Below are 14,415 nucleotides of genomic sequence, written 5' to 3' on the forward strand. Positions count from 1 at the left end.
ACATGACACAATGGCTGATCAGAACTTTTATTAAGAATGCAGATGAAACAAAAAATCTGGACGTGCGTACTTCCTACGGCAAACTTTCCAGCTATGTGGGAATTCTGTGCAACGTCTGCCTGTTCCTCGGAAAGTTTATTATAGGTACGCTCTCCGGTTCCGTTTCTATTGCAGCCGATGCAGTGAATAACCTCTCCGACGCATCTTCCAGTATAATCAGCCTTCTGGGTTTTAAAATGTCCGGTAAGCCCGCAGATGAAGAGCACCCTTATGGACATGGGCGGGGAGAATACCTGTCCGGACTAATGGTTGCCGTACTTATTCTGGTAATCGGAATCGAGCTGTTTAAGAGCAGCATCGGAAAAATCCTGCATCCGGCTCCGGTTGAATTCAGCTGGCTCTCTGTCGTGGTTCTGGCCTGTGCTATCCTGGTAAAACTCTGGATGGCCGCCTTCAACCGCCGTATGGGGAGAACGATTCATTCCCAGACCCTGATGGCTACCGCCGCTGACAGCCGCAATGATGTAATTTCCACCGGCGCGGTACTGATTGCCGCACTGATCTCCCACTTTACCAGTCTGGAGCTGGACGGTTTTATGGGCCTGGGGGTAGCCCTGTTTATTCTCTACAGCGGTTTCGGCCTGATCAAGGATACTCTGAGTCCGCTGCTTGGACAGGCTCCTGATCCGGAGCTGGTAGGTTCCATTCAGGAAAAGATATTGAGCTATCCAGGTGTTCTCGGAACCCACGACCTGATGATACATGACTATGGTCCGGGAAGACAGTTTGCCAGCGTCCATGTGGAGATGGCCGCGGAAGACGACGTTATTTCCAGCCACGATGTAATTGACAACATTGAACGTGACTTTCTGAACAATGACGGCCTCCATATGATAGTACATTACGATCCCATCTCCACCTCCGGAAGCCTGACCTGTGAACTGCGGCAATTCATATCCGAGCAGGTGAAGAGTATCCATCCTGATCTCACCATTCATGACCTTCGGATCGTCCCTGGCACAACTCACACCAACGTCATCTTCGACTGTGTCATACCGCATAAACTGGACAAAAAATGTTCTGAGATAAAAGCAGAGATCAGCCATATGGTCGCAGACAAATATCCTAATTTTTACTGTGTGATCACCATCGACGCCAGCTATGCTGCCATGCCGCACTAAAGTTTCACAGACAGCATAACGAATTCTCCCTTATCCGATAAATTTCGCCTATTTTATTGAAAAGGTACAATGTATACTCTATAGTATTTTTAAGGGGTTTCAATAATCTATAGGAGGTATTTTATATGTCGAAGGAGAAGTTGGGGAAAAAGCTGTTCATTTTTGCTATTTTATTTATTTTTGCCACTACTGCTGTCTCTGCCTCTGCACATTCCGGACGGACTGATTCACAAGGCGGGCATAGGGATAATAAAAATGCAAGTGGTCTTGGGTCATATCATTATCACTGCGGCGGACATCCGGCACATCTTCACCCGGACGGTGTCTGTCCCTACAGTTCGTCAAAAACCACAACAACTAAAACAACAAAGAAGAAAAAGGAATCTGTTAAGTTAAATCAAACTAAAAAGACGATTCATACCGGCAAGTCCTATCAGCTCAAACTAAACGGTACTTCTAAATCAGTGAAATGGAAAAGCAGTAATTCTAAAGTTGCAAAGGTATCATCCAAAGGAAAAGTTACCGGTGTTAAATCAGGATCTGCCACGATAACTGCCACGGCGGGAAATAAAAACTATACGTGCAAGGTAACAATTAAAAATCGGCTTTCCGTAACTTCGTCGGATGTACAGTTATCCGGTCTGAAAGTAGTTTCTTGCAGCATACAAAACCTGAAAAAAGGTGAAAAGGTTTCAATCAGTATTTCCTCTGATGTCGTAAAAGCCTCCTGGGATACTTCTTATGATACAGATAACGACGGTATCATCTCTCTGTCGGATGAAATATCAAAAGATGACTTTGCACATATTCCGCTTGTTCTTCGTGCAGTAAGAAAGGGAGAAGCAGTGATAACGATAAAATTAGGAAAAGAAACACTGAAAATAAATGTAACCTGTGAAAAATAATACTGCAAATGAAAAAAGGGTAATGCAGATCCTGCCGTAATCGGCTGTTCTGCAATACCCTTTTTCTAATGTTATACAATTGTGTCGCTAAAATCTACGCACATTATTGCGGATGTTCAAACTTGCGCCGGATAAAATCAAGCCCTTGTCTAAGAGCAACCAGCCTTCCTGTCAAACTGGTATCCCCGATCAGATCTCTCCACATACGCATCGAATAGGTTGCTTCACCCTCACAGGCCACCGCGGCTTCAATGGTAACCGTCCGGTCATAACCGATCTCCCGAAGCGCCCCGCCGATTTCTTCCCAGCATATTCTCTTCGAATGGTGGGGGATCGCCCGGTTTGGCTCCGATACATGAAAGTGACCGATTCTCTTTCCCGCCAGCCGAATTGCCGCGGGAATGTCTTCTTCCTCTATGTTCATATGAAATACATCCAGTAAGAGGCTGCAGTATGGGCTGTCAACATCTTCACAGAATGATATTCCCTCATCAACCGTGTTTATGAGATAATTTTCAAATCGGTTGATCACTTCCAGATTCAGCATTACACCATATTCCTCCGCTGTGCGTGCTGCTTCTCTCACACACTCTACGCTTCGGTTTCTTCTCTCATATTTGATCTCCGGAGTTACCATGTCAAAATCATAACAGGCAGGCCAGCAGGAATAAATTCCGGCGCTCCCAATTTCTCTTCCTCCGGCCTCCGCCACGCAGCGTATCCCCTTTTTCAGGAAATCAACTGCATAGCTTCGGATAAATGGATCAGGGGAACGCATATCCAGGTTGGGCGGAAATCCATAGGTATATAATATTTCCAGTCCTTCTGCCTCCGCCATCTTTGTAATTTCCCGGATTTTATGTTTATTCAGCTTAAGCATTTCTTCCGTCGGCCTGATTTCCACAGTCTCCGCCCCAAGCTCACCCGCCTGGTGAAAAAATGTTTTCAGGTCATTCGGATCAAAATATCTGCCCCAGGTCAATTTATGCACACCATATTTTATCATTCTACTTTATCTCCTCTTCACGGTGACGGATGAAAAGGCTCCTTATTCATTCAGGAAGTTCTTAACAGAATCCACATTATCTTTGTTAACCCATTCTGTAGGAACATAGACAAATTTTTCTACGGAACCGCCCTCTAACAGTGTGTAAGCTGCTTCCACACCCTGACCCGCTACTTTGCCCGGGAACTGAGCGGCAGAGCCCAGCATGGCGCCGCTCCGGATATGAACCTTGCCATCCGTGGAGCCATCTACGCTTACGACCTTGATCTGATCCAGCTTACCCGCACTCTTGATAGCGGAAATACAACCTTCGGCAGCGGTATCACAGTAGCCAAACATACCGACGATATCCGGTGTACTCTGAAGAATATTCTCCATTACAGGAAGTGCTGCATCGGTCTGTCCGGTCACGCCGGTCTGGCTGTTAACGACTTTAACATCCGGATAATCGCTTTCCAGTGTTTCAAAAAATCCTTGGGAACGAAGGGTGGAAGCAAGTGAAGTCGGCACGGTATATGCTCCGATATCCCCCTTGCCGTCCAGTGCTTTTGCAAGATTTTCAGCACAGAGCTGACCTGCCTGATAGTTATCCGATACAACTGTAGCATCCACTAATTTAGCAGATTCATCGTCTACCGGGTTGTCGATATTAATCAAAATAACACCTGCATCGTGCGCTTTTTTAATTGCAGCACCCAGGCCCAGTGAATCATAGGGAACAAAAATAATCGCATCACAGCCCATCTCAATAAGATCTTCAAAATCATTGTTCTGCTTCGCTGCGTCACTGTTTGCATCCAGCATGACAAACTCTGTGGTCTCTGCATCAATAGCCTGCTGCGCCCCCTGAATCAGTTCGCTCTGAAATGGGTTGGAAGCCTGTTTACTGCTGAATCCAATCAGATACTTTTTCTTCGTCTGTGACTGAGAGGAATCTGCATCTTTGCCGGTATCCTCCTGTTTCTCCTGATCCGTATTACCAGATGTTTTTGTCTCATCCGCTTCTTTCTTCCCGCATCCAACAACCGCAGTCAGACAAAGAGCAAATACCAGAAATAATGCAACAAATTGTTTTAAATTCTTCTTACCCATGATTGACCTCCCTCATTTCACTTTCTTGTTTCAGTTCCATTCTTGATGGATTTGTCTTCTGCTTCAAGCTGCCTATGGATGTTCAGCCTCCGCTGCCCATCTATGAGTAATCGTTTACCCTCTAAAATAATAAATATTACACAATATTCCAGTAACTTCTCAGATATTACCCTATATTCTTATCTGATTTTATTTTTCATCATGAGTAAACGTTTACCTTTTCAAAAATTCTAACATCCCCTTCCTTTATTGTCAATATACTTTAATTTCATTTCATACTTTCCGCTTATTTTTGTCATATTGCACAAATTCAGAGACATATTTTCTCCACAGTCCTTTCTATTCTTAAGGAATATAGACAGAGGATGAGGGTTTTCTATCTAGTAACAAACGACGGTACGCTTCGCTAGCCGTCTTATTGTAAAACAACAGGCGCTGCAACAAAAACTCTTACAGCACCTGCTATTTTTTCTATTCTGTTTATACACTAATCTGGAATACCGATCAGGTACTTTTTCGTTTCATCAGCTTCACCGGCATCACATACTCCCTTTTCCTGGGGTATTTTCCATTCATCATATCCACCAGCAGCATGACCGCCAGCTTTCCCATTTTCTGATAGGGCTGGAGAATCGTCGTAACCGGGGGATTTGCCGCTTCCAGAATTGCGCTGGCATCATATCCGATTATCTTGAACTGTTCAGGCACCTTGATCTCCATCTGGTTCATTGCCCGCAGCGTTCCGATCGCAAAGCTGTCATTCATACAGAATATCCCGTCTGCTTTTCGCTCCTTCCAAAAGTCCTGCATTGCCCTGCAGCCTGCTTCAATGCTCACAGTATCTACATGCATAATCAGACTTTCATCCACCGGAATACCGGCCTCATCCAACGCCTGCCTGTAGCCCTCATACCGTTCAAGATGGGTATAATTGCGATCTGACATCATGACGGCTATTTTCCGGCAGCCCTTCCTGATCAGCTCTGATGCGGCCAGATACCCGCCTGCCTCATTATCACTCTCGATAATCACAGACCTGCTGTTGGCTTTCCTCACACTCTGTCCCGGGTCCGTATCCAGATAAATGGTGGGTATATCCAGTGTGTACGGATTCTCAAATGTAGACCGGTAAATATGAACCAGCCCGCTCACCTGCTGGGAACGAAGCATCTCCAGACACTGCTTCTCCATCTTGGCATCCCGGTTTGTATTACATATGATAGTAGAGTAACCGGCTTCAAACATCCCCGTTTGAATTTCCAACGCAATCTTGGAGAAAAAATCACCGGTGATATCCGGTATAATCACTCCAATGGTAGAACCCCGGCTGGTCCGCAGCCCTTTGGCCAGCATATTAGGTACATAGTGATTCTCCTCCATTATCTTTCTGACCCGCTCTTCTGTCTCTCTGGAAAACCTCCCGCTCTGATTTATGATACGGGACACTGTAGCCACAGAAACGTCTGCCAGGTCGGCAATCTGTTTGATTGAGATCTTTTCCTGCTGCATCCGGCCGCTCCTTTCTGCCCTCTTTTGTATCTTCCTGCATAATTACGCATCCATATAATGTAAATCGTTCTTCCGTCCAGGTGCGTAAACGTTTACTTTAGTATAAAAGAATTCCCAGTCTCTGTCAACTTGCTGAATTATTATTTCCGTTCTGCCGGGATACTGATACGGATAATGGTATCCTCCATTCTCGCCACCGCCAGCGGAGGGAGCAGATCCTGCTCACAGACAGGTCCGCAGGGTTTCCAATTATTCTTGTTCAGATATTGAAGCAGAATCCGGTAGGATTCACCGATCGTTCTCCGGCTCCCTCTGTGATCAATCACTCCATAAGTTCCGGCAGGCAGCGTTTTCAGAAGGCTGCATTGCTTTTTCCTCCCGATCCGGCAGAACAGAGATTCCAGACGATCGTACCGCTCCTCCTCAATATCCTCCAGGCGCAGCGTACGTCCGACCGTATACGCCTCCACGATCCCGTGGGCTGAACAATACTGGATCAGCCTGCTGTCTGTCAGTGCCAGATCCCGTTCTTCATAGGATCTTGGCAGTTCTGCTGCAATATGATACTCTTCCGCTCTCTCCTCCGTTCTCGCCTTCCAGACCGTATGCTCCATAGCGTAGCGCGTCGCCTCTATCATGCCTCCCATCATCCGCTCCATGGATTCTATTTCCAGCCTCGCCGCCTTTAACTCTTCCCTGCGCTTTTCGATAATGGAAAGGAACCGGTCCGTGTTTTTTTCTTCCATATAACTTCTGATCTCTTTCAGTGACATTCCTGCCCTTTTCAGCACGCTGATTACCCGGAACACCAGGAATTGTCTGGGAGAATAAAAATGGTAGCCATTCTCTCTGATAATATCCGGTTTTAAAATACCGATCTCATTATAGTAAAACAGTGTATGCTTGGTGACCCCGCATATCGCGGCAAATTCTCCCGTTGTGAAATACTCCTTGTCCGCTCTCTGTTCGGAGCCGCCGGCTCCCTGATTTGTCCGCATACTGCCTAACCTCATTTTCTCGTCGTCTTCAAAATTACGCTTGACCGTCGTGTTACTCTATACTTTATAATATACAAACGTGCGAATTTTTCAAGTGTTTAGGAGGAACTGATATGGAAACTGTCAGAAAAGAAAATAAAATGGGCACTATGCCCGTAAACAAATTGCTGCTTTCAATGTCCATCCCGCTGATGATTTCGATGGTGGTTCAGGCCTTGTATAACGTTGTTGACAGTGTGTTCGTTTCCCGCATCGGAGAAAATGCCCTCACTGCCGTTTCTCTGGCTTTCCCCATGCAGAATCTGATGATTGCTGTCAGCGGCGGGACCGGAGTAGGTATTAATGCTCTGCTTTCCAGGAGTCTGGGAGAGAAAAATTATGATCAGGCTAACCGGGCCGCCAGAAATGGAATTGTGTTTGAAGGCCTGAGCTGTCTGCTGTTTGTAGTGTTTGGCCTGTTCTTTTCCCGTATCTTCTTTACGGTACAGACAAACATTGAAGAAATCATAAATTATGGCCATGAATATCTGCTGATCTGCTGCGGCATATCTGTGGGGCTGTTCGGACAGATGACATTCGAACGCCTCCTTCAGTCTACCGGCAAAACATTTTATACCATGATCACACAGGGAACGGGAGCCATTGTAAATATCATTATGGACCCCATCCTGATTTTCGGATATTTTGGTTTCCCAAAAATGGGTGTTGCCGGTGCTGCTGCCGCCACGGTTCTGGGACAGTGCGTCGCAATGCTGCTGGCCGTCATCTTTAATCTGAAAGTAAACAAAGAGATTTCCCTTTCCTTTAAAAAGTTTCGGATTGACTGGACCGTCGTTCGAAGGATCTATTCGGTCGGGCTTCCCTCCATTATCATGCAGTCGATTTCTTCTGTCATGACCTTTGGGATGAACAAAATTTTAATGGTATTTACTTCTACCGCCACTGCTGTTTTCGGAGTCTATTTTAAATTGCAGAGTTTTATCTTTATGCCGGTTTTTGGACTTAACAACGGTATGGTCCCCATACTTTCCTATAATTACGGAGCGAAGAATAAAAAGAGGATTACGCATACGATCCGGCTGAGCATCCTGTATGCGGTTCTCATTATGCTGGTCGGCCTTGCCGTCTTCCAGCTGCTGCCGGCTCAGCTTTTGAGAATGTTTAATGCTTCCGAGTCCATGCTCTCCATTGGTGTGATTGCTCTGCGTCTGATCAGCCTCAGCTTCCTGTTCGCTGGTTTTTGTATCATCGCAGGTTCTGTATTCCAGGCTCTGGGAAACGGAATGATGAGTTTGATTGTCTCTGTGATCCGTCAGCTTGTGGTTCTTCTTCCAGCTGCTTATCTTCTCTCGAAGACAGGAGTTCTAAACTATGTATGGCTCTCCTTCCCCATTGCGGAGATTGCATCGGTTATTCTAAGCGCTCTGTTTCTGAAAAAAGTATTTGTGAAGGAAATTAATCCGCTGGGTGAAGTAACGGCAGAGAATGATCCTCAGGAACAGCTTGTGCTGGATTTAATGGAAGAGTAGTATCCGACCTGTGTTCCCTACATAAAGCGCCCGCTTTTTACAGCGGGCGCTTTGTCATCCTATAGAAATATTAATCTCCCAGCCGCATCACGGTGAAAGCAGCTTCGTCAAAGGTAAATCCGGCCGCATCCGTTACCACTTCAAGTGTGGTCGGAACCGTTGTCACCTGGAATGGTACGGAGAAGGACATTGTAGCCACTTCATTCGTTGAGGAGAATACATGCCGTGCGGAACCGCCTGCTATAGCGGCCCCATTTGCGTTCAGCTGTGCTGTAATGGAAGATGGAATTGTAGTCCCGGTGTTTGCCGCGATCGTCCCATGGAAGGTAGCCTGATAGATGCCTGGCTGATTAATTATAACATCACTGGAACCGGCGTTATGGGTAATCGAGCTTCCGGAAATCAGCGGTGTTTCATTAAATATCAGAGCTCCGCCGGCTGTTGTAGGCTGAGCTGACGTATCTACAGTGGCAAGTACTTCAGGTGTTCCGCCGCCGCCGTCATTTCCTCTTGGAATGACGAAGTCAAAAACGGCGTTCTCATCGGTTCCGGAATTTGTAACCTGTGCTTCCGTACCCGGATCACCGGTTGTCACCGATCCAATATTGATTGTAGCTGCTGCTCCGGTTGGACCTGTCGGGCCGTCTGCTCCGGTAGGGCCGTCTGCTCCCGTCGGGCCAACTGCTCCCTCTGCACCTGTAGCTCCTGCTGCTCCGACGGCTCCCGTGGCTCCGGTTGGGCCTGTCGGGCCTGTTGCGCCTGTGGGGCCTGTTGGTCCCGTTGGACCGGTTGGGCCTGTGATAGATGCTCCGGTGGCCCCGGTGGCCCCGGTGGCTCCTGTGGCTCCGACAGCTCCCGCAAGGCCGGTCGCTCCTGTCGGACCGGTAGGACCGGTGATAGACGCTCCTGTGGCTCCGGTAGCTCCCACCGGGCCGGTCGCTCCCGCTGCTCCTGCCGGGCCGGTTGCTCCGGTTGGGCCTGTCGGGCCGGTGATAGATGCTCCGGTGGCCCCAGTGGCCCCGGTGGCTCCGACAGCTCCCGCTGCTCCGGTCGGACCTGTGGCTCCTCTTGGAATAATAAAGTCCAGAACATGATCTGGCCCGCCGCTCACATCAATGACTTCAGCCGGGGTTCCCGGTGTAGCGGTCGTGGTATTGCGGACAGTAATAGTTTCTGAAGTACCAGTGGCCCCGGTTGCTCCCGTGGCTCCCGCCGGGCCGGTGGCTCCCGTAGCTCCTGTCGGGCCGGCAGGACCGGTTGCTCCGGTAATGGATGGGCCGGTTGCTCCCGTGGCTCCTGTCGGGCCTGTGGCTCCGGTGGGACCCGTTGGGCCGGTGGCTCCTGTGATGGAGAGTCCGGTGGCTCCGGTGGCTCCTGTAGGCCCTGGGAAACCCTGCGGGCCGACTGCGCCGGTTGCTCCCGTGGCTCCAGCAGTTCCCGTGGCTCCTGTGGCTCCGGCCGGGCCCATCGGCCCCTGAGGCCCAGGGATACCCTGAATACCCGGACAACCTCTTGGTCCCATCGGTCCTTGCGGGCCCTGGGGCCCCTGAGGACCGGTAGGTCCTCTGTTGCAGCAGCAATCACAGCCGCCGCAGGGGCTGCAGCCGTCACATTCCGGATTTACACAGCCACGTTCTTCGAACATAGCACTATCCAGTTCTCCCTGGCCGTTATGATTGCCGCAGTTTGTTCCATTTGAATAATTAAAAAACATAGTAATCGCTCCTTATTGATGATGAAAGACTCCTTCTATGTGAAAAAGCTTTTTACAGCCTTCTATACTATATGATAATCGAACAAGTATGGTGAAAAGGAGTTCCAATCCCAGAACAAAGTTCTCCAATGTAATAAAAAATACGCCGGAGAAAAATTCTCCGGCGTATTCTATCGTTTCATACTATTTTCAAAGTGTAAGGTTCACTGCCTACAGCTGAGGCAATCCCAGGTAGTTTAACAGACCGACATAGATACCATAGGCAAATTGATACTGATCATTCCTTAGTTTTTCTGCATCTCCCACATTCGTCACATATCCCAATTCCACCAGAATCGCCGGCATGTTCGTATTGCGCAGCACATACAGGGACGGGTTGGTACGGACCCCATTATCTTTGGTGCCCACCCGCCGGACAATCTCCGCCAGAACCTGCTCTGCAAGATAGGCAGACTGGGTATATTGCTGGTACACATAGACCTCCGAACCGTTTAATGCAGGATTTACGCTTGCATTCACATGTATACTGATGAAATAGTCTGCCGGCCAGGTATTGGCACCTTCCACCCGCAGGCGGAGGCTGGATGTATTATTATAGCCGAGTACCTGTTCCGGTGAAGTACGGGAGGTACGGACTTCAAAGCGGTAATCAGAAGCTAAAATATCTGCCAGATAAGCTCCTACCATATAGGTTATATCCTGTTCCCTCAGGCCGTTTGCCTCTGCCCCGCCATTGATTCCGCCTGGATTGTGTCCCTGATCTACATAGACTTTAATTGCCATGTTTTCACATCATTCTTCGTTTCTCTTTATTAATTTATTACAATTAATCCGGAGGGTGATAACTTCCGTCTAAATTAGCATTTTTGAAAGCTCCGGGATATCCGCAGCAAATTTTCTGCCTCCGGCCTGTCTCATTTCCTCCCCGGAGCCATATCCATACAAAACGCCGATAAACTCCGTTCCGGAAGCCCCCGCCCCCTCTGCGTCATAGACCGAATCTCCGATCATTACCGCTTCCTCCGGCGACACCCTGCACTCCTTTAGTACCTGCCGGATAATATCCGCTTTTGAAGCATCCTTTTTATGATCCGGATTCATAGCCGCACAGGTCAAATAGCCAGACAGCCCGAAATGCTCAAATACCTTTTCTGCCAGGGGCCTGGATTTGGAAGTTGCTACAGCTATCATTTTGTTGTTCTCCAGCAGCCTGTCCAGCAGATCCGTAACTTCCGGATACAGTTCCGCTTCAAAAACACCGGTCTCCTGATAGTACTCATTAAAATACTCCACAGCCCTAGCCGCCTGCTCTTCATCCATCCCGAACAGCTCCCTGAAGGAACACCCGAGGGGAGGCCCGATAATCCGCCTGCATTCTTCCGGCCCGGGCTCTTTTACTCCCATCTTTCTCAGTGCATAGCGGAGTGAATCACAGATTCCCGTCTCCGACCGGAGCAGGGTGCCGTCCAGATCAAAAATAACTGCTTTATACTGTTTTAACATTCGATTTCTCCCATCCTCTTTTCCCATACCGCGGCTGTCCTTGCCATAAAGACATTATTGTCTCTTATTCTTCACCCCCACTATAACATAAATGGGGGCACACCAAAAGGTGTACCCCTCATATTCTGTATTTTTTACTCTACTGTTTTAACAGTGATATCCGACGAATTATCCCAGTTACCGAACATATAGATGGAATAAGTCCCTCCGGCTTCTACCGTAATGTAGGAGGATACCAGAGGCATCACGTCTCCATACCCGAACAGATAAAAATTGTTCATGATAACCGGCAGATCATCCAGATTATCTGCAGCCGCCTGGGTGGGACTGTAGGAATAAGGCGTCTCTGCCACATAGTAATCATATTCTCCCGGCCGTGCCTGCTTATACGCCGTCACTTCTTTGTATCTTACATCCGAGAAAAGGACTCTCCCGTCATTTAAGATAACATCCAGTGCCGGACTGTTATAAATTAAATTTACCGCGCGGACACAGCCCCGGTTTCTTGGCCGGTTTACACAGGACTGATCGGAAATCCTGATCAGATCAAGGCCTCTCCTGGCGCGGACGATTGCAAAGGTAACCTTCTCTCCTGTATTAAAGGGAACTCTCTTTCTGAAGTATACATTGCCGGTATTGCGGGAACTGGAAATCGTTACGGTATAGAATCCGTCCGCAATACGGCCGTAACCGGTCATCCTGGTATAGGACAGCCTGCTGGTTATGGTCCGGTTACTGATTTGTACGTTCAGCGGTCCGTATCCATCCGCTGCATGTAAGAACCGGATCGTCGCATATCCGCCCGGGCCCGGCGCCGCAGGCTGCTGAACACCTGAATCAGGAGTTCCGACGATCGGCGGAAGCGGTATAACCGGTATATTGTCCGGGTTTGATTCCGGATTGCCCACAATTGGCGGCAGGGGAATCTCCGGTATGCTGTCCGGGTTGGGTTCCGGATTACCTACCACCGGAGGCAGCGGGATTGCCGGCACATCGTCGCCTTCACCCGGAGGCGGCGTAGCAGGTACGTTTCTGGTTTCACTTTCAGAATAAATATATTTCATAATAACTTCCCCAAGTGTTTTCCTAATAGTATATGATCCTGCATCCTGTCCGGATTATAAGTTTTTCATTTCCCTCTGTTCATCAGGCGCCGTTCGCCTTATCCAGCGCGCTTAAGTCGGACCTCTCATAGCGGTTATGCCCCCGCAGCGCTTTTTTCCAGTTCCAGCAGGCAATTGCCTGTTCCAGGGCTTTCCCCGGATTATCTGCAAAAAAGTCCCTGATGTAGGTATTATACTCAAATTGCTTTCCGATCGCGGTTTTCCCCTGCTTCTTCTCCTCTAAAATTCTGCCGTATGCTTCAATTGCCTGTGCATAAGTTTTCCCGGCGTTCTCTTTCAGCCATTTCTGAAAGGCTACGTTGAATGTAAAGCTCTCTCCTATCTGTTCCTTAAAGAACTCTCTGTGTCTTTCTGAACACACAATGTTCTCTTCAATGACCGTCTCTTTTGTTATCATTCCTGCTCTGAATCCCGGCCGGACAGAACGTTTTGGTTCCGTAACCGCTCCCGTCCTCAGATAGGCGGCAATACGATCTGTAATTTCTATTTTTCCTCCGGAAACAGGCAGGCCGTTTTCCCGGCAGAATTGTACCAGTTCCTCTTTTAAATAATAATATTCCCGGAATGTAGTTTCATCCAGCTGCCTGCTGAGTACAGGTCTTCCTTCCATAAATTCCCCCGCAGGACGGGATTCACACGGAAGATGCCGATACCTTACCGTTTGTGCTGTTCCCGTCTTTTGTCTTTTTCTGTTTTTTCTTCCGCTTCATCCATTTTACCGTATCCTGGATTGTTTCATACATATCCCTTGGTCTGTAGTTTAAATCCCTTGTAGCTTTATCATGAGAAAAACGGTCGTTGCTTTTAAGGGTATACAGAGAATATCTGGTATAGAGCGGCCGCTGCTTTCTCCTCTTTGCATACCATTCCAGAAACGGCGTTCCGGCTCTGGCCATCCACATGGGCAGAATCGGTATCCTTCTACCGCCGTTTACTTCTTTGACCATATTTAATACCTCTTTGACATCGTAATGGCGGTTGGAGAGAATATAGCATTCTCCCGGCTTTCCCTTATAGGCTGCCGCCAACGTACCTGCCGCAACGTCTCTTACATCCACGAAGTCATACCCGCCCTTTACACCGGCCGGAAGTTTGCCCTGTATATAATCTGTCACCATCTGCACCAGATGATTCCCGGACTCATCATACGGTCCCAGTATACCGGACGGCTGAACCACCACTGCGTTCAGACCCTCCGCCGCGGCATCCAGAACGATCTGGGTGGCCTGCGCCTTGGTCTTCGCATAACCTCCCGTCACAGTATCCGCAGAAAAACGGTCAATCTCTTTCTGCACCTGCAATTTGTCCTTTTCCGGTATCGCATGTACCGAACTGACATAAACCAGACGGGACACATGATACTTTTTGCACAGATCAACAACATTCTGGGTTCCCTGAACGTTGACCTGGTACAGACGGTCTGAAACCTCGTCGGAGATATCCACAAGCCCGGCTGTATGGATCAGGATAGTGTGGTAGCCCCGGATTCCCCGAAACAGAGGCTCCAGGGATTTTTTGTCCGTCACATCCCCGGTATAGTAGGTGACGCTTCCCCGGTATCTGCCCTTTTCACCAGGCAGAATCAGCCCCCTGATACTTTTCCCCTCACGCTTTAACAATCGTATAATTGTATTGCCCAGATGGCCGTTGGCCCCCGTCACAATATACATCATCGGTTTCATGTGCAACACCTCTCTGCCAATTATGAATGATATCATACAATACTGTTTATTAACTTCTCTATTTGTATTATATTATTCACACCTTGACAACGCAACCAGCAGATTTTCCGGAAATGAAGGTTACTGAACAACTACCGTAAAATCTGTTCAAAAGGTGTCCAAAAATTCACAA

General features: G+C 48.2%; 12 protein-coding genes and 1 pseudogene. 3 read left to right on the plus strand and 10 right to left on the minus strand.

The annotated features are described in order from the left end of the window. The first annotated feature begins 2 nt into the window (after window positions 1-2). Window positions 3-1,181 (plus strand): cation diffusion facilitator family transporter, encoded by a 1,179-nt coding sequence (locus ABCW47_RS08020; RefSeq protein WP_343209333.1) that lies wholly within the window; start codon window positions 3-5, stop codon window positions 1,179-1,181. Window positions 1,182-1,381: 200 nt separating this feature from the next. Beyond that, window positions 1,382-2,086 (plus strand): annotated as a pseudogene (locus tag ABCW47_RS08030) (Ig-like domain-containing protein); the annotation flags it as partial. 103 nt (window positions 2,087-2,189) lie between these two features. Here ABCW47_RS08030 and ABCW47_RS08035 read toward each other — a convergent pair. From ABCW47_RS08035 to ABCW47_RS08050, 4 genes are all read right to left on the minus strand, one after another. Continuing rightward, window positions 2,190-3,092 (minus strand): sugar phosphate isomerase/epimerase family protein, encoded by a 903-nt coding sequence (locus ABCW47_RS08035; RefSeq protein WP_343209334.1) that lies wholly within the window; start codon window positions 3,090-3,092, stop codon window positions 2,190-2,192. 42 nt (window positions 3,093-3,134) lie between these two features. Next, on the minus strand, window positions 3,135-4,184 hold the full coding sequence (locus ABCW47_RS08040) for a substrate-binding domain-containing protein (RefSeq protein ID WP_343209335.1): 1,050 nt from the start codon (window positions 4,182-4,184) through the stop codon (window positions 3,135-3,137). Between the two features lie 504 nt (window positions 4,185-4,688). Continuing rightward, complete coding sequence (locus tag ABCW47_RS08045) at window positions 4,689-5,693, minus strand: LacI family DNA-binding transcriptional regulator (protein ID WP_343209336.1); 1,005 nt, start codon at window positions 5,691-5,693, stop codon at window positions 4,689-4,691. Window positions 5,694-5,833: 140 nt separating this feature from the next. After that, a complete protein-coding gene (locus tag ABCW47_RS08050) occupies window positions 5,834-6,691 on the minus strand; it encodes a MerR family transcriptional regulator (protein WP_343209337.1) in 858 nt (285 codons plus the stop codon). 113 nt (window positions 6,692-6,804) lie between these two features. Here ABCW47_RS08050 and ABCW47_RS08055 point away from each other — a divergent pair, with 113 nt between their 5' ends. Further along, entirely contained in the window at window positions 6,805-8,220 is a 1,416-nt protein-coding gene (locus ABCW47_RS08055; RefSeq protein WP_343209338.1) for an MATE family efflux transporter, read from the plus strand. Between the two features lie 70 nt (window positions 8,221-8,290). Here ABCW47_RS08055 and ABCW47_RS08060 read toward each other — a convergent pair whose 3' ends face one another. The 6 genes from ABCW47_RS08060 to ABCW47_RS08085 form a co-directional block, all read right to left on the minus strand. Further along, the gene (locus ABCW47_RS08060; protein ID WP_343209339.1) at window positions 8,291-9,934 is read right to left on the minus strand and encodes a collagen-like protein; all 1,644 of its coding nucleotides are present in this window, start codon (window positions 9,932-9,934) and stop codon (window positions 8,291-8,293) included. 210 nt (window positions 9,935-10,144) lie between these two features. Then, complete coding sequence (locus ABCW47_RS08065) at window positions 10,145-10,717, minus strand: N-acetylmuramoyl-L-alanine amidase family protein (protein WP_343209340.1); 573 nt, start codon at window positions 10,715-10,717, stop codon at window positions 10,145-10,147. A gap of 69 nt (window positions 10,718-10,786) precedes the next feature. After that, the gene (locus tag ABCW47_RS08070) at window positions 10,787-11,437 is read right to left on the minus strand and encodes an HAD hydrolase-like protein (RefSeq protein WP_343209341.1); all 651 of its coding nucleotides are present in this window, start codon (window positions 11,435-11,437) and stop codon (window positions 10,787-10,789) included. A gap of 134 nt (window positions 11,438-11,571) precedes the next feature. Beyond that, window positions 11,572-12,501 (minus strand): DUF4397 domain-containing protein, encoded by a 930-nt coding sequence (locus tag ABCW47_RS08075; protein WP_343209342.1) that lies wholly within the window; start codon window positions 12,499-12,501, stop codon window positions 11,572-11,574. 82 nt (window positions 12,502-12,583) lie between these two features. After that, window positions 12,584-13,171 (minus strand): DUF6434 domain-containing protein, encoded by a 588-nt coding sequence (locus ABCW47_RS08080; protein WP_343209343.1) that lies wholly within the window; start codon window positions 13,169-13,171, stop codon window positions 12,584-12,586. A gap of 22 nt (window positions 13,172-13,193) precedes the next feature. Beyond that, window positions 13,194-14,243: an NAD-dependent epimerase/dehydratase family protein gene (locus ABCW47_RS08085; RefSeq protein ID WP_343209344.1), complete on the minus strand. Its 1,050-nt coding sequence runs from the start codon at window positions 14,241-14,243 to the stop codon at window positions 13,194-13,196. Between the last annotated feature and the right edge of the window lie 172 nt (window positions 14,244-14,415).

It is taken from the genome of Anaerolentibacter hominis, assembly GCF_032380675.1.
Classification (GTDB): Bacteria; Bacillota; Clostridia; order Lachnospirales; family Lachnospiraceae; genus Anaerolentibacter; species Anaerolentibacter hominis.